A 22,921-nucleotide genomic window follows, 5' to 3' on the forward strand; every position below is an offset into this window, starting at 1 on the left:
GCATGGCTCCATGACTACAATCACCACAGACCCCACACCGCCATCGGAGGCAAACCACCCATCAGCCGGTTAACTAACCTCCCTGGGCAGTACACCTAGCCGCGCGCGCGTATGGTGAGCCGCATGGACTGGTTCGATGCCCAGGACTACGAATTCGCGCGGCAGGTGCTGCAGCGTGGCATCGCCGTGATCTTCTTCATCGCCTTCCTCTCCACCGCAAACCAATTCCGCGTGCTGCTCGGCGAGCACGGCCTGCTGCCGGTGCCCAGGCTGCTGGAGGGCACACGACGACTGCGCGGGCCCAGCCTGTTCCGCTGGCGCTATTCCGACCGGCTCCTCCTGGCGGTCTGCGGCACGGGGATGCTGCTCGCCGCATCCGTCGTCCTGGGGCTGCCGCAGGCCGGACCGCCGTGGCTGCCGATGATCGTCTTCCTCGGCCTCTGGCTTCTCTACATGTCGGTGGTCAACGTGGGCCAGACCTTCTACGGCTTCGGCTGGGAGATGCTGCTGCTCGAGGCGGGATTCACCGTCGCTTTCCTCGGCTCGAATGAGGTGCCGCCACCGAAGACGATCCTTCTGCTCATCGCCTGGCTCGTCTTCCGGCTGGAGTTCGGGGCCGGCCTGATCAAGTTGCGCGGCGACCGCGCCTGGCGCGACCTGACGGCGTTGTACTACCACCATGAGACCCAGCCGATGCCGGGGCCCCTCAGCCGCCAGGCGCACCTCTTGCCGAAGTGGATGCACCGCGCCGAGGTGGTCGGCAACCACTTCGCTCAGCTGGTGGTGCCCTTCCTGCTCTTCGCCCCGCAACCGGTGGCCGGTGCCGCGGCGGCCGTGATCGTGCTCACCCAGCTGTGGCTCGTCGTCACGGGCAACTTCGCCTGGCTCAACTGGATCACCATCGTCCTGGCCTTCGCCGCCGTCAGCGACCCCGTCGCCCATTCCGTGCTGTCGGTCATCCCGCTCGGGAGCGCGTCGGCGCAGAGTCCGATCTGGTGGCTCGCGATCGTGCTCGTCGTGACGGTGCTGCTGGTAGTGCTCAGCTACTGGCCGGTGCGCAACCTGTTCTCCCGGCGGCAGCTCATGAACGCGAGCTTCAACCGCTGGCAACTGGTGAACGCCTACGGCGCCTTCGGCTCCGTCACCCGGCGCCGGATCGAGATCGTGATCGAGGGCACGCTCGACGACGATCCGGATGAGGAGTCTGTGTGGAGCGAATACGACTTCAAGGGCAAGCCGGGCGATCTCCGGCGAATGCCGCGGCAGTGGGCGCCCTACCACCTGCGCCTGGACTGGCTGATGTGGTTCCTGCCGCTCGGCTCGGTGCACGAGGCCTGGTTCTACGCGTTCCTGGCCCGGCTGCTCGAGGCGGACCGGCCGACCCTGCGGATGCTGCGGCACGACCCATTCCACGGGGAGCGCCCGCGGCTGGTACGCGTGCTCGGCTATCGGTACCGCTTCTCGACCCGGGCGGAGAAGCGGGAGACCGGCCAGCGCTGGATGCGCGACCAGCGACGGGAGCTGATGCCACCGATGGCTTTGCGCGCACCGGAGTGACCGCGCCCACCCCGAGCGGATAGCCTGAGCGGATGACCACGGCGTCCGACATCCCCCTTCGCCGGAGCGTCGGCACCCTCAGACTGGTTCTCGGTTTGCTGGTGCTCTCCGCGATCGTCACCCAGATCACCGACGAGTTGCTGCACGACGCGTTCAAGCCCGGGGAGTATTTCGCCTACTTCACGATCGAGTCGAGCATGATCAACGTGGTGGTTCTTCTCGTCGGCGGCGTGCTCGCGCTACGCGCACGGGCGGAGACGGAACTCTTCACTAGCGTGCGCGTGGCGGTGCTGTCTTACGCCGTGATCACCGCCGCCGTGTACAACGTGCTGCTTCGCAACATCCCGAGTACGGGCTATCACGGCGTGCAGTGGCCCAACGAGGTGATGCACGTCTGGGTGCCGATCCTGATCGTGATCGATTGGCTGTTCGCTCCCGGGCGGGCACGAGTCGGCTGGGCGCGACTGTGGCTCGTGGTCTCGTACCCCCTCGCCTGGCTCGCGTTCACGATGCTGCGGGGCGCGGTCACGGGCTGGTATCCGTACCCGTTCCTCGAACCGGGCGGCCCCGGCGGCATCCTCAGCGTGCTGGTCTATGTGGTTGGCATCTCGGCGTTCATCCTGGCGGTCGCCTCGGCCGCCATCGTGGTGGCACGCCTCGAAGCCCGCCGTCCGACGCTGGTCGCCGCCCGGGAGGCCGCCGACCGCGAGCCGTCCTAGCGGACTCCCCCTCCCCCGTCCCCAGCAGATTCCCTCGTGGCGGGAGAAATGATCTGGGGGCGGGAGGCACTCCCTCCGCGAGCCCATAACCCCGCCGCAGGGCGCATCATCCCCCGCCGCGAGAGCGATGCTCGCTAACCGGCCGGGTGGGTGCCGGATTGCGTGGAGGAGGTCGGGCCCGTGGTGTGCCTGGCCCGGAGGCTCCCCGCGAGCATCGTGGCCGCGACCGTGACGAGTGCGCCGAGAAGCAGCGCGGCATCCTCCCCCGGCCTCAGGAGGTGCAACTGCGTGCCGAGGGTGGCCGCCGCCACAGGCACCCCCAGCTGACCGGCGGCCATCACCCCGAGGAGGAGGGGCTGGCCGACGAGCCGAACGGCCAGGTGGGCCACGATCGCCGCCGCCCCGAGGCACACTCCGAGCAGGATCATCACGGGGTGGGCGGCGAGGTGGGAAAGCTGGATCGAGGCGCCCAGCCAGACGAAGAACAGCGGTCCGAAGAAGCCGTCGGTCACGGCGAACAACTGGCGAGCGAGCCGTCGCGGTTCACCGATAGCGGCGACCACGAGGCCGAGGGCGAAACCCGCGAGCATGATCGACACGTGCGTCAGTTGGGCGAGGCCGGCGAGGGCGAACAGCAGGAGCAGGCTGATCCGCAACTCGAGGGCGAACTTGCGCCGCTCCGAGAGCTTGTGTCCCCGTTGGCGGACCCCGAGGCGATCGAGGGCGAGCAGGCCGAAGAACGCGAGAACGGCGATCCCCATCACCGCGAGGGCGCCGAGGGCGGCGGGAGCCGCGTTGACCGGGTCGATCGCGAGGGGAAGCGCCACTATGCACAGCGTGTCGGCGATGGCCACCTGCGCCACCAGCTGCAGGGACGACGGACCGGTGAGCCCGATCGCCGCGGCGATGGGAAGCACGAGGGCGGCGGAGGAGGACGCGATCAGCACCGCATAGAGCGCCGGATGCCCGGTGCCGAACAGCGCGGCGATGCCCAGCCCCGCGGCCACCGCGACCGCCGCCGCCAACACCGCGCCGACGGCACCGCGGCCGAGGGCGGACCGCACCGTCCGGTCCCGAATCGGGATGTGGGAGCCTACGACGAACATGGTGAGGGCGAATCCGATGTTGGCCAGGGCGGTGAAGGTGGGCTCCCCCGCGTCGACGAACCGCAGCCCCGATGCGCCGATCAGGAGCCCGCCGAGAAGCTCCCCGACCACCACCGGCAGGTGCCAGCTCGAGCGGCCGGCGAGCACCGCACCGAGCAGCCCGACAAGCACGACGAGCGCCAGCAGAGAGAAGCTCATGGGGTCACACTAGCTTCCTGCCGGGCCGCCGCCCGGGGCTTCGGCCCGTCATTTACTAGTACAGTGGCGATGAAATGTCGTTCAGTCGCCGCAGTTTCCTGGTCGGGGCGGGTTCGGGTCTCTCCCTGCTCGTGTTGACGGCATGCACCGACGGCAAACCGGTTCCCACACCCACCTCGTCGCCGAGCCGCTCACTCGCCATTCCGCGGCCCGCTGGCATGCTGCGCAGCAAGTGGACCACCGATCCGTTCAGTCTGGGATCGCATAGCTTTCTCGCGGTGGGAGCCACGCCACAGCACCGCGACGACCTGCGGGAGCCCGTCATCGGCCGGCTGTTCTTCGCGGGAGAGGCAACGTCGAACGACCTTCCTGGCACCGTCCTCGGCGCGCAGAACTCGGGCGCGCGAGCGGCGGGCGCCGTTGCCGATGCCGCGACGGCCGGTGAGCGGATCGCGGTGATCGGCGCCGGCGCCGCGGGGGCCGAGGCCGCGCGGCTGCTCACCCTCGACGGCTTCAACGTGGTCGTGATCGAGGCGCGCAACCGGCCCGGCGGTCGCATCGACACCCGCACATCCAAGTCGTGGCCGCTTTCGGTCGAACTGGGCGCCTGGCGACTGGGCAAGGCCACCGATGCCGCGCTGCTCACCAGGCTCGCCTCCCTCGGCGTGGAGACGAACCCCTTCACCGGCACGCTGCTCGCGCGCCCGGGGGCCAGCGCCACCACCGAGAACACCGTCGGTCCGACCGCCGTGAAGACAGCCACGGACTGGGCCGCCGCGCAGGCCGAGGATTCCAGTCTCAAGTCCTCCCTCGACAAGTCCGGTGCGGCCAAGACCGCCGCGTCCTCCACGATCGACGGGTTCGCGGGAACCGCCCTGCTCGACCAGTACCTCGCCTCGCTCGCCACGACCAACGGCGCGACAGACTCCCGCCTGTCGAGCTGGTTCGGGATCGATGAAGACGTGCACTACGACCGTCTCGTCATGGGCGGGTTCGACGCGCTCATCACCGACGCCCTCGACGGCGTGAAGACCTCACTCTCCACCGCCGTGGTCGGAGTGGCCTACAGCGACTCGGGGGTGAGTCTCAAGCTCGGCACCGGGGAATCTCTCAAGGTGGACCGCGCGGTCGTCACCGTGCCGCTCGGCGTGCTGCAGCAGGGTTCCATCGCGTTCGAGCCGCTCCTGCCGTTCTCGCACCGCGCCGCCATCCAGGCCCTGGGCATGGGCGCCGTGGAGACGGTGTGGCTGAGGTTCGACAAGCCCTTCTGGTCGACGGATGCCGCGGCCTGGAACCTCGTCGGCACCGACGACGACTTCACCTCCTGGATCAACCTCGAGGCAGTCACGGGAGAGCCGGTGCTCGTGGGCATCGTCGGCGGCGACGCGGCCCGCCGGGTCGCCAAACTCAGCGACGACCAGGTAATCGACTCAGCGCTGCGCGCACTCGTGCCGTTCGCGGGTTCGGCGCAACCGGCCTCACAATAGCCGGGTCCGAGTTGGCGGCGCTGGAGCGTGGCTCCCTCTCCACCCATCGTTCGTAGAGCGGCCGGGTTCGACTGATCGCCACCAGTCCGCTGGAGATTCCGCCGAAGAGGGTGAGCGCGATCCCCCCGAAGAGGAAGAATTCGCCCGGTCCGCTCACCTGCGCCGGGTCGAGGAAGAAGTAGGGGTACCACCCCACGATCGGGCCTCGAACGAGTGTCACGAGCCCCCAGCCCACCGTGAAGACGAGAACGAGCGCCACCGTGCGCCACAGCGCGCGACGTCGCCCGGGGGCCACGATCCAGTCGAGGAGGGCTATCGCCGGCAACCAGAAGTGCAGCACCTGGTCAGACCACGGCACGTCGATGCGAAAGCCCCGGGCCCCGGCCTGTTCGACGAGGAAGCCGAACACCACGCCGGAAGACACGGTCAGGCTGAGCACGCACGCTCTCGTGGTGTCGAGCCAGGGCGGATCGTTCGCGCCTCGCAGGCCGATCAGACCCGTGATGACGGACACCACGACGAATGCCATGTTGCTTTGCACGGTGAGGTAGGCGAAGAAGTTGCCGGGGGTGAACGTCGCCGAACCGAGGCCCCAGACGAACCGGGCCACGAGTGCGACGAGGCAGAGCGTGGCCATGCCGAGTCGCAGGGCGCCCAACGCCGCCCGAACCGTCACCGTGCCGCCCACCTCCGCCGCAACGCGCGCGAATCTCGCGTCGGGCTGCAACTGGCAGTCTACGAACCCGTGTCTGGGTTCCCCTCATCGACCGTCGGGTTCCGGCCGGAGAGCCGCGCCGACTGGAGAGTCATCTCGCGTGCCGCGAGGAAGAGGGGAAAGGTGAAGGCGAAGGCCGTCAGGCCCGCCAGCACGACGTAGAGCCAGCCGAACCTCATCCCGAGCCTGCGTGCCTCCACGATGGTCAGCACGCTTCCGGCGACGGCCACGACCAGGAGGTCGACGGTGAGGGAGGAGACCGCCGGGCCGCTGCCGACCCAGTCGCCGATGAAGTCTCGCGCCTGCACGATCGCAAAGGCGTTGAAGGTCCACGTGCCGACGAGGCCGAGCAGACTCAGCACGAGGTAGACGACGGCGAGGGGCGTCACATTCTTGATCATCTGTTCATCGTGCCGCCTCCCGACCCGCTGACGCCACCGGTCGTCGACGGCGCGCCGCTATCAGAGTTCCTCCTGCACCCGTCCGGCAAGGGCCTGAAGCAGCCCTTCCTCGCGCCGCGACATCGTGCGAGGACCGGAATCGACAATGCACAACGCCCCAGCCGACAATCCGTCCGGGGAGGTTATCGGAAACCCGGCGAAGAATCGGATGTCATCGTGGCCGGATGACGCGTCGTGGGAGGTCCTGGGGTCGGTCGCCGTGTCTTCGATCACCGCGAGACCGACCTCACCCGAGGTGAGGCGGTACAGCTCGGCGATCCTGGCGTCCGCGGAGCCGTCCATGCCCAGCGAGCACTTCACCCACACCTCGTCTCCCCTCCTGAAGACGATGGCAACGCCGGTCGTTCCGAACAGGTTGCGCGCGAGAGCGGTGACGACGTTGATCCTCCCCTCCGACTCGGGTCCGAGCACGGTCAGGTCATCGAACGCCTGCTGGCGCGCGACCTCGGCCGAGGCCCGCACCTCGCGGGGCCGCTCGCTCGCGATGTCGAGCTTCTCGCTCATTGCCGGCGCGATGAGGCTGGCCCAACCGTCGAAGGACTTGCTCGAATTGCGGTCGCCACCGGCGGAGAGTGGCGGGTCGAATGGCAGCAGGGTGACGCTCGGCCGGCCGGCACACACGTCGGCGGTAGCTTCGTTGAGCAGCACAACCTGCCGATCGACGATGCGCGCGAGCATCCGAGGAAAGTGGATGCGGGATGTCGAGGACGGCACTCCGATCACGAACGTGTGCACCCCGTAGGCCGTGTTCTCCACGTGGTCGAGCAGATCCACGAGCTGTCGCCGCCACATGCCGAGCGACGACAGCCCGAGCGCCTCGTTGGCTCCGATCGTGAGCACGAGGGCGTCGAACGGGGACAGGTCCATCCCGGCCAGGGTGGAAAGGCATCCCGCCGCCGTCAGGTTGCCCTCCGCGATGATGTCGATCTCCGCGCCGCGCCCGGTGAGCGCCGAGAGTCGCCTCGCGAGGTGGCCCGCGAGGCCGAGTTCGTGGGAGAGCTGGCCGTGCCCGACGGACGGCCCGTCTGCCACGAGGAGGATTCGATCGGCATCGGGCCCGTCCGCGTGCACGTGAGGAGCGCCGGTGGGCCTCGACAGATCGAGAGACGCCCGCGAAACCGAGGCGAGCCACACCCGCGCGATCGGCCGCACCAGTGCAGTGACTATCGCCATAGTCCTCAACCCCATCGACCGGAAGATCGGTCTGCGAGGTCTGGGCAGTTGTCTTGCGTGATTCTACCGCCGTGGCATGGGTTTCGGTCGGCTAGTGGGCCCCCCGATCGGGCGTCACGGTCGACGGCCGCTTTCGGGATCGGCGCGCGGACGTCTACTCTCGGAACACTGTGACGTTTACTCCACCTGAAGCCTTCACGACCCGCCCGACGCTCACGGGCACCTTCGGGATGACCGCCTCGACGCACTGGCTCGCCACCGCGTCGGCCCAGGCGGTGCTCGAGCGCGGGGGCAACGCCTTCGATGCGGCGGTCGCCGGTGCGTTCGTGCTCCACGTCGTCGAGCCGCACCTCAACGGGCCCGGTGGTGACATGACCGGGCTCTTCGCCACCGCTCGGGACCCGGGCTCCGCGGTCGTTCTCATGGGCCAGGGACCGGCACCGGAGGCGGCGACGCCGGAGCACTACCGGGCGGAGGGGCTAGACCTCGTGCCCGGCTCTGGCGCACTGGCCGCCGCCGTGCCCGGCGCCGTCGACGCCTGGTTGTTGTTGCTACGCGAGCTGGGCACCTGGGAACTCGACGATGTGCTGGCCTATGCGATCGGGTACGCGCGGAAGGGGCATCCGGTGCTCGCCCGGGTCGGCGCGACCATCGCCGCCGTGTCCGAGCTGTTCGCCGAGCACTGGCCGACCTCCGCCGCCCAGTGGATGCCGAACGGCCGCGCGCCGGTCGACGGTGAGATCGTGACCAACCCGGCATACGCCCGCACGCTCGAGCGTCTCGTCCATGCGGCTAAGACCTCGAGCCATCCCGACGACGGACCGACGAGGGAATCCCGGATCGACGCCGCGCGCGACGCCTGGCGCACCGGCTTCGTCGCGCGGGAGATCGACGCCTTCGTGCGCCACCCGCACCGGCACTCCTCGGGCACCGATCACGCGGGGGTGATGACCGCCGCGGACCTTGACCTCTTCGTCGCGGGTTTCGAGGCGCCCGTCACGGCGACGTTCCGCGGCTACACCATCGCCAAGACCGGCGCGTGGGGCCAGGGGCCGGCGCTGCTGCAGATGCTCGCCATCCTCGAGGGGTTCGACGACGAGCACCTCGACCCGTCGACGGCGCTCGGTGCCCACACGATCCTCGAGGCCGAGAAGCTCGCCATGGCCGACCGCGAGGCCTATTACGGCGACCGCAGGGTGCCGCTCGACTTCCTCTTGTCCGCCGAGTACAGCGCGGAGCGGAGGTCGCTGATCAGCGATCGGGCGTCCCTCGAGTTCCGCCCGGGAACCGTGCCCGGCTTCGACGCGTTCGTCCCCACCCTGCGCACCGAGTACGACCCGAGTTTCGCCGGGGTCGGGGAGCCCACGGTGGCCTCGAGCGGCGAGACCCGCGGAGACACCTGCCACATCGACGTGGTGGACCGCTGGGGAAACATGATCGCGGCGACGCCCTCCGGCGGGTGGCTGCAGTCGTCCCCGACCATCCCGGAACTGGGTTTCTGCCTGGGGTCGCGGCTGCAGATGACCTGGCTCGAGCCGGGTTCGCCGTCAACGCTGACTCCGGGGAAGCGGCCCCGCACCACGCTCACCCCCACGCTGGTGCTCAGGGACGGAAGGGCGATCGCGGCCCTCGGCTCCCCCGGCGGCGACCAGCAGGACCTGTGGCAGTTGCTCTACCTCCTGCGCACGCTCGTGGGCGGATACACGCCCCAGCAGGCGATCGACGCGCCGATGTTCCACTCCACCTCGTATCCCGGCTCGTTCTGGCCCCGAACCTGGGAGCCCGGAGGCGTGGTGGCCGAGGGTCGACTCGGCGACCCCGTGATCGACGACCTTGTCGCCCGCGGACATCGGGTCACCCGGGTCGGCGACTGGACTCTCGGCCGTATCTCGGCCGTCGGCATCGACCCGACGACCGGCACCCTCAGTGCCGCGGCGAATCCTCGCGGCGCCCAGGGCTACGCGGCCGGGCGCTAGCACCCCCGGCTGACGCTCCTCAGCCCGTCAGGTCGCTCTCCGACCGGGCCCACAGTTCCCGTTGCACCCGGATGGCGAGCGAGCGCAGCAGGGCCGAGTCCGATCCGGAGAAGCTGCGCGGCTCCGTGTCGACGATGCAGAGTGCCCCCACCCGATGCCCGTCGGATGCCTCGATCGCGTGCCCGGCGTAGAAACGAAGGTGGGTCTCGCCCCGCACGAGCGGATGATCGCGAAAGCGCGAGTCTCGGGTCGCGTCTTCGACGACGAAGGTCTCGGTGCCCGTGATCGTCACGTCGCAGAATGCGATCGCTCGCGGCGTTATCTCGTTGGGCATGCCCCTGGCCGACTTGATCCACTGGCGATCGTGATCGATGAAGATGATCGCCGCCCCGGTGGCACCGAAGAGGTCCCTGGCCGTGCGGGCGATGGCATCGAACTTCTCCTCCGGCTCCGTGTCGAGAATGCCGAGTGCGTCGAGCGCCAGCTGCCTGGCCTTCTCGTCGGGCCGGGCCGTGCGCGCAGAACGCTCGGTCCGGTCGATCCGATTGTGCAGCCACGGCACGATGAGTGCGGCCCAGCGTTCGTAGGTGTCCCGGCCACGGTAGCGTTCCGTGTCCGTGGCCACCGGCGGCACGAACGGCACAAAGGTGGCCCGCGCGTGGCCCGAGCAGGCGCGTCGACTGAGCGCATTGATGAGTCGCGCCTGATGGTTGAGCAGCGCCCGCAGCGGTCGGGGGAACTGCGAGATCGCCTCGATCGGCGGCACCCCCACGATGAGTAGCTGCGGAGCGGGCCGCGCCACGGACTCGACATGCGCGATGAGCGCACCGAGCTGGTTCTCCCACGCGCGACCGGGGGTCAGCGCGAGCACCTCGTTGAAACCAATGGTGGTGATGATGGCGTCGAATCGCTCCAATCGCAGCGAACCGAGTGCGGCGATGATGGTCGCGGCGGTGAGGGTGCCGTCAGCGTGCACGTCGATGTCGGCCGCCCTGCCCGTGCGCGCCGACAGTTGCCGCGCGAGGGCTCCGGGAAGGGCGAGGTCATGGCTCAGCACGCCGTAGCCGACCGCCGGGCCGTTGCCGACGAGCAGGATCCGGTCTGGCGCGCTTCCCTGACTGTGCACCACGGGAAGACCCATCGGCCGGGGCGGGGCGTCCCAATAGCGGGACATCGTCACCGTCCAGAGTCGCACCGCCGGGCGAGCGAGCGCGGAGACGCACCACCACAGCATCCGCATGTCCCCCCGACAAGACAACTACGCCGCGGCACGGAGACCCCGACAACTCATCGTACGCCGACACGTCGTCGCGGCGCCGCATCAGGCACGTCGTGTCTCAATGCCACCTGCGCGAGCCAGGACGGAGGGCCTGGCGAGTCAGGAACGGCCGGGTGGTGATCCTTCCGGGGCGCTCGGGTTCGCGACCTTCAGCTGCGCGAGTTCGAGGCGCAACGCCCCGACCATCTCGATCAGCTCGGTGAGTTCGGCGCGAGTCTCCTGTGCCTCGACCTCCTCGACTATCGACACCTGGGCGATGAGCCAGGAGGCGAGGGTCGCGGCGATCACGCCCACGAGGGCCAGGCCGCAGACCATGAGGCCGACGGCGACCACCCTGCCCTCGATCGTCACCGGCACGAAGTCGCCGAATCCGACCGTGGTGACGGTCTCGCACGCCCACCAGATGGCGTCGCCGAAATTGGTGATCTTCGAGTGCGGTGCGGGCCGCTCTGCCTCGAGCACCGCCAGTGCGGAGAGGAACACCAGCAGCATCGAGGAGCCGATCACGTAGATCGCGATCCTTCCGCGAAGGGCCTTGCCGAAGATGCGCTGCATCACCGCGAAGAGGGTGAACACGCGAAGGAGCCTGAGCGGCTGGAGAAAGGGCAGGGCCACGAGGAAGAAGTCGATCAGGTGGCCGAGGAACCAGCGCCCGCGATTCTCCGCCAGCACGAGCTTGATCAGGAAGTCGACGGCGAAGAGGCCCCAGCTGCCCCAGATCACGACCTGGGCGATCTCACCGGCCGTGCCGTGCAGGTCGCCGATGATGTACCAGGCGTAGGCCGCAATGAACACGGCGGCGACGATCACCAGTGGCACGTCTGCCCGTCGTCGCCAACGATCTTCTCGGGTTTCGGTCATACCCCGGAGAGTATCGCCGCCGCACCGCGCCCGGCTAGTGGGGCTACCGCGAGCTGACCTGGGCGAACTTTCGGATCGCGAGTGGCACGAAGACGAGCAGCAAAGCGGTGATTCCGATCAGGACCGTGAGCACCGGGTTCTGCTGGGCCCAGTTGTCCGGCACGGGAGTGCCGGGCGGAACATTTCCGAACAGTTCGCGCGCGGCCTGCACGAGGGCCGAGACCGGGTTGAACTCCGCGAAGATGCGCAGCGGCGTCGGAAGGGTGTTGCTCGGCACGAAGGCGTTCGAGATGAAGGTGAGCGGAAAAAGCACGAGGAAGGACACGTTGTTGATCACCTCGGGACTGCGCACGCTCATGCCGATGAACGCCATCACCCAGGAGAACGCGTAGGCGAACAGCAGGAGAAGAGCCACGGCGGCCGCCGCCTCGAGAAAGCTCGACCGGATGCGCCACCCCACGATGAATCCCGTTGTCATCATCACGGCCATCGAAATCGCGTTGATCAGCAGGTCGCCGTTGGTGCGCCCGATCAGCACGGCCGATGGGCTCATCGGCAGGGTGCGGAAGCGGTCGATGATGCCGTCCTTGAGGTCCTGCGCCATCGCCGAACCTGAGTAGGTCGAGCCGAACACCACGGTCTGGGCGAAGATGCCCGCCATGATGAATTCGGTGTAGTTGCTCCCCGGAATCTTGACAACGCCGCCGTAGACGTAGGTGAACAGGAGCACGAACATGATCGGCTGGAGCGTGGTGAAGACGAGGATGTCCGGCACCCGCTTGATCTTGATGAGGTTGCGCCTGGTCGTGATCCAGCCGTCGGAGAACCAGTTGCCGATCGCCGTCGAGGCGCTCCGTTGCCCGAAGCCTGGCTGTTGCGCCGTGGACCGCTCCGTCGTTGACAGGCTCGCCTCGGTCATGATGCCGCCCCCACTTCGTCCCTGTTGGCGGCGTCCGCCCTGCCGGTTTCCCGCCCGGGATTCTTCCTTCCCGTCCGCCCGCCCTTGCCTCCCGGGTGGTCTTGGTCCGCCTCATCCTCCTCCGTGGCCATGTGCCCGGTGAGCTTGAGGAAGACGTCGTCGAGGGTGGGCCGCCGCATTCCCGCGTCGAACAGGCGGATGTCGCGAGTGCCGAACTCGGCGAGGATGGACTGCAGCGCCGCCGGGGCATCGACCGCATTGACCGTGAACTCCCTCCCCTCCGGACTGCCCTTGGGCTCGGAGCTGCCGAACCGCCGCAGGATCTCGACCGCGATGCCGGCATCGGCCGGGTCGACCAGGTTGATCTCCACGCGCTGCCCGCCGATCGAGGCCTTTAGCTCGTCGGCCGTGCCCTCGGCGATCACCCTTCCGTCGTCGATCACCGAGATGCTGTCGGCGAGTCGGTCCGCCTCCTCGAGGTACTGCGTCGTCAGGAGCACCGTGGTGCCCTGCCCGACCAGCGTCGTGATGATGTCCCACATGCCGAGCCGGCTTCGCGGGTCGAGGCCGGTGGTCGGCTCGTCGAGGAAGAGCACCTTGGGGCGGGTGACCAGCGCCCCGGCGAGGTCGATCCGCCGGCGCATCCCGCCCGAGAACCCCTTCACCGGTCGGTTCTGAGCCTCCTCGAGGTCGAACAGGCTGATCAACTCCCGAGCCCTGGCCCGTGACTGCCGCGCGCCGAGGTGATACAACCGGCCGACCATATCGAGGTTCTCGAACCCGGTGAGGTTCTCGTCCACTGCCGCGTACTGTCCGGAGACCCCGATGATGGGCCGGATGCGGTCGGGATGCGCGATCACGTCGATGCCGTCGATGGTCGCCGTGCCGTGATCGGGACGAATGAGGGTCGTCAACACCTTGACGGTCGTGGTCTTACCCGCACCGTTGGGGCCGAGCAGGGCGGTGACCGTTCCCCGGGGAACGACCAGATCGAGCCCGTCGAGGGCATGCACCGGTCCCGCGCCGCGGGGTGAATAGGTCTTGCTCAGGCCCCTGGCCTCGATGAAGGTCATGCTGCGAACGTATCCGCCGCCCCCGACATCGGGCAACCCACGTCAGCGAGCCGGCTTCGCCTCGAGCAGCGCGAGTAGAACGACGCCGTCGGGAACCCCGAGTCCTGTGCAGGCGTCCCACCCCGGTTTCGCCGAGAAGCTGCCGTTGTTTCCCGAGATCACATCGCGGAAGCCCGCCTCGCCCTCGCCCGTGCCGGCGGCGCCGTAGAGGGTGGGCTGCAGCAGCCCGAGGGGTCTGCCCGTCGCCTGGGCGAGCCGCGCCACGAGGGCCGCCCAGAGCGGCGCGACGGCGCTTGTGCCGCCGTAGACCCTCTGCTGGCCGTCGACGAGAACCGAGTAGCCGGTGGTCGGATCGGCTACGGCCGCGACATCCGGCACCCCACGTCCGCCGGTCTGCGTTCCGGACGGCGGCACACCCACCCTCTGCTGCCACGCCGGCAGGGAGAACACGTCGCTCACTCCCCCGCCGGTGGCTCCCCCGCCCGCGCCGTTGTTCCACACGGTCTCCGAACGCACGGTGCCGCCGGAGGCGCGCAGGCTGGTGCCGCCGCAGGCGAGCACGTGAGGGCTCGAGGCCGGGAAGTCGGCGTGGTCGCGGCCGTCGTTCGCGCCGTCCGAGCTGCCGTTGTCTCCCGCGGCCGCCGTGACGGTGATGCCGAGGGCCGCTGCGTCGAGGAAGGCGTCGTCGAGGGCGCGGCGGGCCTGCTCGGTCCAGGCGTCCTCGTTCTGGCCCCAGCTGATGCTCATCGAGGTGGGGGTGGCCGCGGCGTGGGCGGCCTCGCTCACGGCATCCACGAATCCCGCGTCGGTGTTGGGGGCGAAGTAGACCACGATCGCCGACCCCGGGCTGAGGGCGCCGGCCACCTCAATGTCGAGAAGCACCTCGCCGTCCGCGCCCGACGGGTCCTTGCCCGGCTGGTTCTTCGCTCCGTCCACCCCGACCGCCGTGACCGTGGGGCCCGTGATGCCGAGGCTCGAGAAATAGGTGGAGAGCTCGGCCTGGGCGAACCCGCCGCCGAGCTCGATGATCGCGATGGGCTGGCCAGAGCCGTCGGTGTCGGGCGGAAAGCGATAGATCTGCCCGAGCTCGATCGGCGTGTAGCTCACGGACACGGCCCGCGCCTCGGCGACCCGAAACTCGGCGCGCGCCTGCGGCCGGTCGTCGAGCCCGAGCACGGCGGTGACCACGCCGTCGAGCGCCGCCGGCACCATGAGCCCTCCCGTGCGATGCCGATGGCTGGCCGGCGTGCCGTCGGCGGTGAGGCTCGTGACGGCGTGAAGCTGCACGCCGAAGACCCGGCCCATCGTGGCGACGGTGCCGGAGATCCGCACCCGGCGCGAGGCGAGGTCGGTGGAGACGACGGTGACGCCGAGCGACTCCAGCGTGGACACGACGAGCTCGACATCGCGCGGGTCGGCCCCCATCGACTCGGCCAGCGCATCCCGTGACATCGGCGCCGCCGCGAGAACTGTTTCCGGGTCCACGGCTCTCCGGCGCCGCAGAATCACCGTCGCCTCGATCGTGCCCTCGCCGGGGAGCCCGCCGGCGGCCGGCACCACCCCGCGCGCGGGAGCTCGCTCACTGCCGGGCAGGGGCAGCAGCTCGAGTCCGTCGCCCGCCGCGGCCGAGGCCTGTATCGGGGGTTGCACTGGTTCGTTGTCTTGGTTCATCGGAATTCGCCTCGACCCCTCGTCGTGTTCGCTGCCCCCAGCCAACACCGCTTGCCGCCGATCTTCAACCCGCACCGGGCGCGAGAGTCGCGAGAGTGCTGAGGGAGTCTCCACTCGAAGGTGAGAACATTGCTGGAGCGCCGCCACGACCGCGTGGCGGCGCCCAGGCAGTCGTTGCCGGAGAGAAGCGCCGTGAAGATCCTGATTGTGGAGGACGACCCGGAGATGGGTCGACTCATCGACCGTGGGCTCACCGCGGAGGGCTACGAGACCGTCGTCGTCGACAACGGGATCGACGCCCTCATCGCCGTGGCGCATGAGGACTTCGCCCTCGCGGCGATCGACGTCATGCTCCCGCGGATGTCGGGCTTCGAGATCTGCCGCCGGATCCGCGAGACCGGCAGTTCGTTGCCCATCCTGCTTCTGACGGCCCGGGATGCCGTGGAGGACCGCGTATACGGCCTCGACTCGGGTGCGGACGACTACCTCACCAAGCCGTTCGCGTTCATCGAACTGAGCGCCCGCATCCGGGCCCTGCTGCGGAGGGAGGCCGCCGCTGAAAAGCTCTCCATCGCGGTGGGCAACCTCACGATCGACTCACTCGCGCTGACCGTGACGGCCGACGGTCGCCCCCTCGCCCTGAGCCCGAAGGAATTCACGCTGCTCCGGCTCCTGGCCGGCAACGCCGGTTCCACGGTCACCCGGTCCACCATCCTCCAGGAGGTGTGGGGCTCGGCGGACAACATCGACCCCAACATCGTCGACCAGTACGTGAGCTACCTGCGGCGCAAGCTCGACGCGGAGCGCACCGGGGTTCGGATCACCACGATCCGCGGCACGGGCTATGCGCTCGAGGTCGTGCAGTGAGACTCCTGCGCCGCCTGTCGATCCGTTGGCGCATCACCATCGGCAGTCTCGCGATCGCGCTGCTGCTCTCGGCGGTGGCCGTGGTGGCGTTTCGCGCCCAGGTGGAGCACATCCTCCGCACCACGACCACGACCCTTCTGCACCACGACGCCGCCCCGTACGTCACCGAGATCCAGACCGCATCCGGCACCATCGATGACCCGGGCACCGGTCAACTCGTCGCAGTAGTCAACCCGGCCGGGAAGGTCGTGGTGTCGAGCCTGCCCGACCGTCTCGAGAGCAGACTGCCGCAGCTCACCGCGCTGACCGGAGACGCCCACACCATCGTGGCCAACGACGACACCTACCGGGTCTTCACCAGGACGGTCCCGAGCGCGACCGGTGACTGGCACGTCGTCAGTGCCCGCAACCAGGACTCCGCCATCCTCTCGCTCGACCGGATCACCGAGGCGCTCGTCACCGTGGCGCTCCTGCTGGTCTCCGGGTTCGGCGTCGCGTCGTGGCTGCTCACGAGCGCGGCACTTCGCCCGGTGAACCGGATGCGCCAGCAGGCGGAGGCGCTCGTCGCCGAGGGATCGACCGAGCCGCTGCCGATCGGACCGGCGACGGACGAGCTGTCGGCCCTCGCCACCACGCTCAACGAGTTCATCTCCGAGGTGCGGCAGTCGGTGGATCGGGAGAGACAGCTCGTCTCCGATGCGAGCCACGAGCTGCGCACTCCCCTCGCGATTCTCAGGACCCAGCTCGAGCTCGCGCACCTGTCCACCGGAGACGCCCAGGCCCTCGAGGCGGAGATCACCTCGGCGCAGCACTCGGTCGCCCGGCTCTCCGCGCTTGCGACCGGGCTGCTCGAGCTGTCTCAGATCGAGGCGAAGACGCCGGAGGGGGTGAGCACCTGGGATGAACTGGCCGCCGAGGTCGCCGCGTCGGCCGACCGCGCCAGGCTGCTCGCGGCGCCCAAGGGCGTCACGGTGGACTTCGACGTGGCCGGAGAGCCGACGGATGCCGTCTACCGCATCGCCGTGGCGAACTTCGGACGGATCGTGGGCAACCTCACCAGCAATGCGATCGCCGCCGTGCCGAACGGCGGGAGCGTGCGGATCGCGCTGCGGCACGCGGTCTCGACTCTCATCCTCACCGTGGTGGACTCCGGCCCCGGCATGCCAGACGACTTCCTGCCCGTGGCCTTCGACCGCTTCTCCCGACCGGATGACGCCCGCGCCAAGCGGGACGGCGGCAGCGGCCTTGGCCTCGCGATCGTGCACGCGATCGTCGCTCGGGCGCACGGCGAGATCACCCTGGCGAACGGAGCGGGATTCACGGTCACCGTGTCCCTGCCGACGATCGCCTGACCCGCTGGTCATCCGATAAACCTGTGTGAACTCTCACACCCGGCCGCCCCGATCCGGGGCAAACCTCAGGGCGCACTCGTCACGATGAAGAAGCGAGCCGGCGACTGTCGGATTCGCTTACCGGCGGCGAGAGGCGATTTCCGTGAGCAACGTCCTGGCAGAACGACCGGTTGCCCCCGGTCGCGTGTTGGCCCGGCGTTTCGGGCACGGCATCGGTCCGCTCGCCGCCGGTCTCGGACTGCTCGGCTGGATCGTCAATTTCGCCGGCTCCTGGATTCCCTCCTTCTGGGGGGACGAGGCGGCGAGCATCATGTCGGCCGAGCGACCTCTCGCGACACTCTGGGGCGAACTCGGCAGGATCGACGCCGTCCATGGTGCGTACTACGTGTTCCTGCACTTCTGGATCAGCCTGTTCGGGGCGTCTGAGCTGTCCGTTCGGTTCCCGAGCACCATCGCCGTCGGCGTCGCGGTTGCCGGAATCGTCGTGCTCGGCGACCGACTGATCAACCGCCGGGTGGCGATTCTGGCCGGTCTCGTCTGCGTGGTGCTCCCCCGCATCAGCTACATGTCGGCGGAGGGCCGCTCGTACGCCATCGGCACGGCCGTCGCCGTCTGGCTCACGATCTTCTTCGTCACCCTGCTCTCGCGCCGGGTGACGAGGCTGTTGCCGTGGATCGCCTACGGGCTTGCCCTCGCCGCATCGATCTACGTGTTCTTCTACTTCGTGCTGATCGCCGGCGTTCACGGTCTCGCCCTGCTCGCCTCCCCCGCCCGGCGCGTGCTGCTCCGCCGGTGGTTCGCCGCCCTGGGGGTCAGCGTGTTCGCGGCGGCGCCGATCCTCATCTACGGCCTCGCCCAGCACGGCCAGATCACCTTCCTCGCCCACCGGGGATACGCCACCTTCGACCGCATCGTGATCGTGCAGTGGTTCGGCAACCCCTGGCTCGCCACGGCCGGCTGGGCGCTCATCGTCGTCGGCATCGTCGCCCTCGTGCGCTCCCGGTCCGAGCATCGCGTGCTGCTCATCGGCTGGCTGCTTCTGCCGACGCTCGCGTTGCTCATCGGCAACACCTTCGTCGCACCCATGTACACCGTGCGCTATCTCTCGTTCTGTGCGCCGGTCGCCGCGCTCTTCGTCGGGATAGGCATCGACGCGGTCACCCGCAGGCTGTCGGCGATTCGCTCGCTCCACGCGGCGGCGCCGGTGCTGCGCACGGCGATCCCCGCCGCTCTCGTGATCCTCGTCGCGGCCCTCGCCGCCCACACCGACCTGCAGCAACGCACCCCGTTCGCCAAGGACGGCGGCAGCGACCTCCGTCAGGTGTCGGAGGTGGTCGCGGCGAACGCCCACCCCGGCGACGCCATCGTCTTCGACGAGACGACCAGGCCCTCCCGGGCACCTCGGCTGGGCATCCACCTCTACCCGAACGCGTATGTCGGCCTGGCGGACGTGACCCTCGCGACGCCGTACGCGCAACGGTCGGCCCTGTGGGACAAGGCGGCCACCGTCGGTCAGTCGAGTGGCGCCCTCGCCTCGAAGAACACCGTGTGGGATCTCGAACTCAAGGCTCACGGCACGCCAACGAACATCGTCGAACTCCAGCGGCTCGGATTCACCGTCATTCGTGAGATCCCCGTCCATCGGACCGTCGTCTACGAACTCACGAGGGAGACACCATGACCCAGACCCAACGCACCAACGGCACGCTCGTCGTCATCCCGACCTACAACGAGCGCGAAAACCTCGCCGACATCGCCGCCCGGGTGCTTCGCAGCGCCTCGGACGTGGACGTGCTGGTCGTGGACGACAACTCCCCGGACGGCACGGGAGCCCTCGCCTCCGCCCTCGCCTCCGGGCACGACAGGATGCACGTTCTGCACCGGTCGGGCAAGGAGGGCATCGGAGCCGCCTACCGCGCCGGGTTCGCCTGGGGACTCGAACGAGGATATGAGCGGTTCGTGGAGATGGATGCCGACGGTTCGCACCAGCCGGAGCAGCTCGCGGGACTCCTCCACGCGCTCGACGGCGCGGATGTCGCGCTCGGCTCGCGCTGGGTCGATGGCGGAAGCGTGCAGAACTGGCCCCTGCGCCGGGCACTTCTCTCGCGCGGCGGCAGCCTGTACGCGCGGATCGCCCTCGGACTGCCCTTCAGGGACATCACCGGCGGCTATCGGGCGTTCACGGTGTTCGCCCTCGAGACCATCGGTTACGAAAAGATCGTGAGCCAGGGCTACTGCTTCCAGATCGACATGCTGTGGCATGCCCACACCGCGGGGCTGCGCATCGCCGAGGTGCCCATCACCTTCATCGAGCGCATTCATGGGGAGTCCAAGATGAGCGGCGGAATCGTGCGCGAGGCCATCCTGCGGGTGAGCCTCTGGGGCATCCGGGGCCTCCCGGCTCGGCTGAGAGGCGTCACCCCGCTCGAGTACCGGCCGGGCACGAGGGAGCACCATGTCGCGCGAGTCTAGGGCCGCCCTGGGCAGACAACTGCTCAGCTTCATCCTCGTCGGCGGGATCGGCCTCGTCGTGGACATCGCCCTGTTCAATGCACTGCGCACGACCGTGCTCGAGCCGAGCCTCGTACACGGGGGGCCGGTGATCGCCAAGGCGATCTCCACCTCCCTCGCCATCCTCGTCAACTGGATCGGCAACCGGCTCTGGACGTTCCGGTCGCAGCGGCGCACCGACGTGCTGCGCGAGGGCCTCGAGTTCGCCGTGGTGAGCGCCGCCGGCATGGTCATCGCCCTCGGCTGCCTTTGGGTGTCGCACTACCTGCTCGGCTACACGTCGATCATCGCCGACAACATCGCGACGAACGTCGTCGGCCTCGCGCTCGGCACGGCGTTCCGCTTCGCCCTGTACCGCTGGTGGGTCTACTCGGCGCGACGGAGGAACCCGGTCATGGCCGCCGTCGGCACCGCCTCCGCGAACCGCCCGAAGGTCGTCGTCCGCTAGTCGAAACTCGTCATCGCCGAACGGCACGCGCAGGGATAAAGTATTCCTCACCGGCCGATCGGAGCTGTCATGGAGCAATCGCCTCACGACGACCTCCCCGTGGCCGCCCCCCGTGGCTGGGTCAGGACCACCATCGCGGTGATCCTCGTGACCCTCGGCCTGCTGCTCGCCCCGGTGTCGGCCGTGGCGGCCTGGGCGCGGGTCGAGGTGCTTGACACGGACACCTTCGTCGCGACCTTTGCGCCGCTCGCCGACGACCCGGCCGTGCAGTCCTACCTCTCGGAGCAGGCCGTCGCCGCGATCAACCGGTCCATCGACATCCCGGGGATCATCTCGAGCGCGATCGACGGTCTCGACGCAGGACCGCTCACGACGGCGGCGCTCAATTCCCTCAAGGGTGCGGCTACCCAGGCCCTGCAGGACGTCATCGAGAACCAGGTCTCCCGCTTCGTGGCGTCAGACGCGTTCGCCGTCACCTGGGCCAAGACCCTCCGGCTGTCCCACGCCCAGCTGATCGCGACGCTGAGTTCCGACCCGGATTCCGTCGTTTCTGCCGACCAGCGGGGCACCATCGGCATCGAGCTCGGGCCGATCGTCGCCCGGCTCAAGACCGTGCTCCTGGAGAAGGGCCTCGGCTTCGCCGAGCGGATCCCCGAGGTGGACCGCACCATCGTGATCGCGCAGTCCGACATCGTGCCCGTCGCGAGGATCTCCTACACGGTGGCGGCCGTCTCCGGCGCCTGGCTGCCCTGGCTGGCCCTGGCACTCCTGGTCGCTGGCGTGCTCGTATCCCGCCGACGTGTGCTCACCGTCGCCTGGGCGGCGGGGACGCTGACCCTCGTGATGATCCTCACCGGGCTGGTCATCGTCTGGGGGCGATACACCTTCCTCGGTGCCGTCAGACCGGTTCCGGTATCGACGGCAGGTCCGCTCTACGACCGGTTCGTCGACGGCCTGTCCGGAACGATCGTCGCAGTGGCCGTGCTCGCGAGCATCACGGCCGTGCTCGCCTGGTTCTTCGGACCGTTCGCCGCGGCACGCCGATTGCGCGGGTTCTCGGTACGGTGGCTGACCAGGCTCCGGGATGCGGTGCGTCCATCGGCGCAGAAGGGAGACTCGGAATGAGTGGCATGAACCCCGTGGCGAGTGAGGCCCACGATCACTACCCCCATCCTGTACTCGTGTCGGACGAGGCTGTCGAGAGGCAGCGGGACCACGATTCGCTCGGGAGGGCGGCCAGGGCGCGGATGCCGCGCACGTCCCTCGCGCACTGGCAGCCCGCGGCGGACCGAGCGGATCCCCTCGCCCTGATCGAGGGCGAAGAGGCGACAAGGGACCCGGCGCTCATCCCGCTCAGGCACGCGCGCATGGCGGTCTCCAGCTTCACCTTCTTCCGCGGTACCGCGCGCATCATGGCCAGGGATCTCGCGAGCCAGCCCCACACCGCGCTCGGCACCCAGCTGTGCGGAGACGCCCACCTCTCCAACTTCGGGCTCTTCGCGAGTGAGGACCGCCGAGTCGTGTTCGATGTGAACGACTTCGACGAGACCTTCCCCGGCTCGTTCGAGTGGGACGTGAAGCGGCTCACCACCTCCTTCGTGCTGGCCGGCCTCGACGCCGGCCTGGCGCCGGAGATCGGGCGGGCAGCGGCGCTCGAGGCCGCTCACACCTACCGCAGCACCATGAGCGACTACGCCTCGATGCCGATCATGCGGGTCTGGTACGACCGCATGGAGTCGAGCCACGTCGAGGAGATCGTCGCCTCGACCACGGGCAAGACCGGGCGGCGTGCCGTGCGCTTCGGGGTGGCGAAGGCCCAGAAGCGGGACACCTGGTCGGTGATCCGCAAGCTCACCGAACTCGAGGGAGGCCACCGCCGGTTCATCCACCAGCCGCCGCTGCTCACGCGCATCCCGCTCGCCGGATCGACGGCCGAGTTCGTGAGTGAGACCTTCGACGGGTATCGGGCGTCGCTCAATGCGAGTCGGCGAAGACTGCTCGATCGGTTCAGCATCGTGGACTTCGCCCACAAGGTGGTGGGGGTGGGCAGCGTGGGGCTCTACTCCTGGGTGGTGCTGCTCGAGGGGTCCGGGCCGGATGACCTGCTCGTGCTGCAGATGAAACAGGCGCAGCGCTCGGTCTTCGATCTGCGTGCCGAGGAGCCGACGGAGCACCAGGGCCAGCGGGTGGTCGAGGGCCAGAGGCTCATGCAGGCCGCGAGCGATGTCTTCCTCGGCTGGACCACGGGACCTGGCGGCGCCCAGTACTACGGGCGGCAGTTGCGCGACATGAAATGGTCGCCGGATCCCACCGCCTTCCAGCCCCAGGGGCTGATCGCCTACGCGCGGTTGACGGCGGCCGCCCTCGCCCGTGCCCACGCGCGGTCCGGCGACCCGGGTTCCATCGCCGCCTACCTCGGCCTGAGTGATCGCGCCGACCGCGCCTTCGCCGATTTCGCTGTCGCCTACGCCGACCAGACCGCTCGGGACTACGCCGAGTTCCTGGCCGGGTTGCGCAGCGGACGGCTCGTGCCGACCGACCTCTAGGC

The 22,921-nt window shown here is 69.1% G+C and carries 21 protein-coding genes; 12 read left to right on the forward strand and 9 right to left on the reverse strand.

Features of this window, described 5'->3' with window-relative positions; all coding sequences use genetic code 11:
• The 3 genes from ACHZD8_RS13085 to ACHZD8_RS13095 all read left to right on the forward strand — a co-directional run.
• Positions 1 to 99 (forward strand): integrase core domain-containing protein (locus ACHZD8_RS13085; RefSeq protein WP_394770894.1); only part of this gene is annotated, 99 nt, incomplete at its 5' end.
• A 24-nt stretch (positions 100 to 123) separates the two neighbouring features.
• The gene (locus tag ACHZD8_RS13090) at positions 124 to 1,557 is read left to right on the forward strand and encodes a lipase maturation factor family protein (RefSeq protein WP_394770867.1); all 1,434 of its coding nucleotides are present in this window, start codon (positions 124 to 126) and stop codon (positions 1,555 to 1,557) included.
• A gap of 32 nt (positions 1,558 to 1,589) precedes the next feature.
• On the forward strand, positions 1,590 to 2,276 hold the full coding sequence (locus ACHZD8_RS13095) for a Pr6Pr family membrane protein (RefSeq protein ID WP_394770868.1): 687 nt from the start codon (positions 1,590 to 1,592) through the stop codon (positions 2,274 to 2,276).
• Positions 2,277 to 2,410: 134 nt separating this feature from the next.
• Here ACHZD8_RS13095 and ACHZD8_RS13100 read toward each other — a convergent pair whose 3' ends face one another.
• The gene (locus ACHZD8_RS13100) at positions 2,411 to 3,580 is read right to left on the reverse strand and encodes a cation:proton antiporter (protein WP_394770869.1); all 1,170 of its coding nucleotides are present in this window, start codon (positions 3,578 to 3,580) and stop codon (positions 2,411 to 2,413) included.
• Positions 3,581 to 3,654: 74 nt separating this feature from the next.
• On the opposite strand from ACHZD8_RS13100, the gene ACHZD8_RS13105 reads away from it, so the two are divergent.
• Entirely contained in the window at positions 3,655 to 5,067 is a 1,413-nt protein-coding gene (locus tag ACHZD8_RS13105) for an FAD-dependent oxidoreductase (protein ID WP_394770870.1), read from the forward strand.
• On the opposite strand, the gene ACHZD8_RS13110 is transcribed toward ACHZD8_RS13105, so the two are convergent.
• The 3 genes from ACHZD8_RS13110 to ACHZD8_RS13120 are packed head-to-tail and all read right to left on the reverse strand — an operon-like array spanning position 4,988 to position 7,416.
• Entirely contained in the window at positions 4,988 to 5,794 is an 807-nt protein-coding gene (locus tag ACHZD8_RS13110) for a Pr6Pr family membrane protein (RefSeq protein ID WP_394770871.1), read from the reverse strand. The two genes, ACHZD8_RS13105 and ACHZD8_RS13110, sit on opposite strands and share 80 nt — an antisense overlap.
• Positions 5,795 to 5,802: 8 nt before the next feature.
• The gene (locus ACHZD8_RS13115; protein ID WP_394770872.1) at positions 5,803 to 6,183 is read right to left on the reverse strand and encodes a DUF2834 domain-containing protein; all 381 of its coding nucleotides are present in this window, start codon (positions 6,181 to 6,183) and stop codon (positions 5,803 to 5,805) included.
• A gap of 60 nt (positions 6,184 to 6,243) precedes the next feature.
• A complete protein-coding gene (locus ACHZD8_RS13120) occupies positions 6,244 to 7,416 on the reverse strand; it encodes a hypothetical protein (protein ID WP_394770873.1) in 1,173 nt (390 codons plus the stop codon).
• A 230-nt stretch (positions 7,417 to 7,646) separates the two neighbouring features.
• Here ACHZD8_RS13120 and ACHZD8_RS13125 point away from each other — a divergent pair, with 230 nt between their 5' ends.
• On the forward strand, positions 7,647 to 9,392 hold the full coding sequence (locus ACHZD8_RS13125; protein ID WP_394770874.1) for a gamma-glutamyltransferase family protein: 1,746 nt from the start codon (positions 7,647 to 7,649) through the stop codon (positions 9,390 to 9,392).
• A gap of 19 nt (positions 9,393 to 9,411) precedes the next feature.
• Here the strand turns inward: ACHZD8_RS13125 and ACHZD8_RS13130 are convergent, their stop codons facing one another.
• The 5 genes from ACHZD8_RS13130 to ACHZD8_RS13150 form a co-directional block, all read right to left on the reverse strand.
• A complete protein-coding gene (locus ACHZD8_RS13130) occupies positions 9,412 to 10,626 on the reverse strand; it encodes a GAF domain-containing protein (protein ID WP_394770875.1) in 1,215 nt (404 codons plus the stop codon).
• Between the two features lie 144 nt (positions 10,627 to 10,770).
• Positions 10,771 to 11,532: an ion channel gene (locus ACHZD8_RS13135; protein WP_394770876.1), complete on the reverse strand. Its 762-nt coding sequence runs from the start codon at positions 11,530 to 11,532 to the stop codon at positions 10,771 to 10,773.
• A 43-nt stretch (positions 11,533 to 11,575) separates the two neighbouring features.
• Complete coding sequence (locus tag ACHZD8_RS13140; RefSeq protein ID WP_394770895.1) at positions 11,576 to 12,436, reverse strand: ABC transporter permease; 861 nt, start codon at positions 12,434 to 12,436, stop codon at positions 11,576 to 11,578.
• A gap of 11 nt (positions 12,437 to 12,447) precedes the next feature.
• Entirely contained in the window at positions 12,448 to 13,524 is a 1,077-nt protein-coding gene (locus ACHZD8_RS13145; RefSeq protein ID WP_394770877.1) for an ATP-binding cassette domain-containing protein, read from the reverse strand.
• 42 nt (positions 13,525 to 13,566) lie between these two features.
• Positions 13,567 to 15,174 carry a protease pro-enzyme activation domain-containing protein gene (locus tag ACHZD8_RS13150; protein WP_394770878.1) on the reverse strand — a complete coding sequence of 536 codons (1,608 nt, stop codon included), beginning with the start codon at positions 15,172 to 15,174 and terminating at the stop codon, positions 13,567 to 13,569.
• 213 nt (positions 15,175 to 15,387) lie between these two features.
• Here ACHZD8_RS13150 and ACHZD8_RS13155 point away from each other — a divergent pair, with 213 nt between their 5' ends.
• From ACHZD8_RS13155 to ACHZD8_RS13185, 7 genes are all read left to right on the forward strand, one after another.
• On the forward strand, positions 15,388 to 16,062 hold the full coding sequence (locus tag ACHZD8_RS13155; RefSeq protein ID WP_394770879.1) for a response regulator transcription factor: 675 nt from the start codon (positions 15,388 to 15,390) through the stop codon (positions 16,060 to 16,062).
• Complete coding sequence (locus tag ACHZD8_RS13160) at positions 16,059 to 17,414, forward strand: sensor histidine kinase (RefSeq protein ID WP_394770880.1); 1,356 nt, start codon at positions 16,059 to 16,061, stop codon at positions 17,412 to 17,414. Before ACHZD8_RS13155 ends, ACHZD8_RS13160 begins: the two co-directional genes overlap by 4 nt.
• Before the next feature lie 142 nt (positions 17,415 to 17,556).
• Positions 17,557 to 19,095, forward strand: coding sequence for a glycosyltransferase family 39 protein (locus tag ACHZD8_RS13165; protein WP_394770881.1), 1,539 nt, complete (start codon positions 17,557 to 17,559; stop codon positions 19,093 to 19,095).
• The gene (locus ACHZD8_RS13170; protein ID WP_394770882.1) at positions 19,092 to 19,886 is read left to right on the forward strand and encodes a polyprenol monophosphomannose synthase; all 795 of its coding nucleotides are present in this window, start codon (positions 19,092 to 19,094) and stop codon (positions 19,884 to 19,886) included. Before ACHZD8_RS13165 ends, ACHZD8_RS13170 begins: the two co-directional genes overlap by 4 nt.
• The gene (locus ACHZD8_RS13175; RefSeq protein ID WP_394770883.1) at positions 19,870 to 20,373 is read left to right on the forward strand and encodes a GtrA family protein; all 504 of its coding nucleotides are present in this window, start codon (positions 19,870 to 19,872) and stop codon (positions 20,371 to 20,373) included. The genes ACHZD8_RS13170 and ACHZD8_RS13175 overlap by 17 nt, the downstream gene beginning before the upstream one ends.
• A gap of 69 nt (positions 20,374 to 20,442) precedes the next feature.
• The gene (locus ACHZD8_RS13180; RefSeq protein WP_394770884.1) at positions 20,443 to 21,498 is read left to right on the forward strand and encodes a hypothetical protein; all 1,056 of its coding nucleotides are present in this window, start codon (positions 20,443 to 20,445) and stop codon (positions 21,496 to 21,498) included.
• Positions 21,495 to 22,919 carry a DUF2252 domain-containing protein gene (locus tag ACHZD8_RS13185; RefSeq protein ID WP_394770885.1) on the forward strand — a complete coding sequence of 475 codons (1,425 nt, stop codon included), beginning with the start codon at positions 21,495 to 21,497 and terminating at the stop codon, positions 22,917 to 22,919. The genes ACHZD8_RS13180 and ACHZD8_RS13185 overlap by 4 nt, the downstream gene beginning before the upstream one ends.
• Positions 22,920 to 22,921 lie beyond the last annotated feature (2 nt).

This window comes from Lacisediminihabitans sp. (assembly GCF_043726815.1).
Classification (GTDB): Bacteria; Actinomycetota; Actinomycetes; order Actinomycetales; family Microbacteriaceae; genus Lacisediminihabitans.

Bases quoted from the DNA above. Each gene is read 5' to 3' on its own strand.
- ACHZD8_RS13125 (WP_394770874.1), top strand. From the start codon at position 7,647: ATGACCGCCTCGACGCACTGGCTCGCCACCGCGTCGGCCCAGGCGGTG.
- ACHZD8_RS13145 (WP_394770877.1), bottom strand. From the start codon at position 13,524: ATGACCTTCATCGAGGCCAGGGGCCTGAGCAAGACCTATTCACCCCGC.
- ACHZD8_RS13135 (WP_394770876.1), bottom strand. From the start codon at position 11,532: ATGACCGAAACCCGAGAAGATCGTTGGCGACGACGGGCAGACGTGCCA.
- ACHZD8_RS13180 (WP_394770884.1), top strand. From the start codon at position 20,443: ATGGAGCAATCGCCTCACGACGACCTCCCCGTGGCCGCCCCCCGTGGC.
- ACHZD8_RS13120 (WP_394770873.1), bottom strand. From the start codon at position 7,416: ATGGCGATAGTCACTGCACTGGTGCGGCCGATCGCGCGGGTGTGGCTC.
- ACHZD8_RS13175 (WP_394770883.1), top strand. From the start codon at position 19,870: ATGTCGCGCGAGTCTAGGGCCGCCCTGGGCAGACAACTGCTCAGCTTC.
- ACHZD8_RS13090 (WP_394770867.1), top strand. From the start codon at position 124: ATGGACTGGTTCGATGCCCAGGACTACGAATTCGCGCGGCAGGTGCTG.
- ACHZD8_RS13105 (WP_394770870.1), top strand. From the start codon at position 3,655: ATGTCGTTCAGTCGCCGCAGTTTCCTGGTCGGGGCGGGTTCGGGTCTC.
- ACHZD8_RS13130 (WP_394770875.1), bottom strand. From the start codon at position 10,626: ATGCTGTGGTGGTGCGTCTCCGCGCTCGCTCGCCCGGCGGTGCGACTC.
- ACHZD8_RS13115 (WP_394770872.1), bottom strand. From the start codon at position 6,183: ATGATCAAGAATGTGACGCCCCTCGCCGTCGTCTACCTCGTGCTGAGT.
- ACHZD8_RS13095 (WP_394770868.1), top strand. From the start codon at position 1,590: ATGACCACGGCGTCCGACATCCCCCTTCGCCGGAGCGTCGGCACCCTC.
- ACHZD8_RS13170 (WP_394770882.1), top strand. From the start codon at position 19,092: ATGACCCAGACCCAACGCACCAACGGCACGCTCGTCGTCATCCCGACC.
- ACHZD8_RS13185 (WP_394770885.1), top strand. From the start codon at position 21,495: ATGAGTGGCATGAACCCCGTGGCGAGTGAGGCCCACGATCACTACCCC.
- ACHZD8_RS13100 (WP_394770869.1), bottom strand. From the start codon at position 3,580: ATGAGCTTCTCTCTGCTGGCGCTCGTCGTGCTTGTCGGGCTGCTCGGT.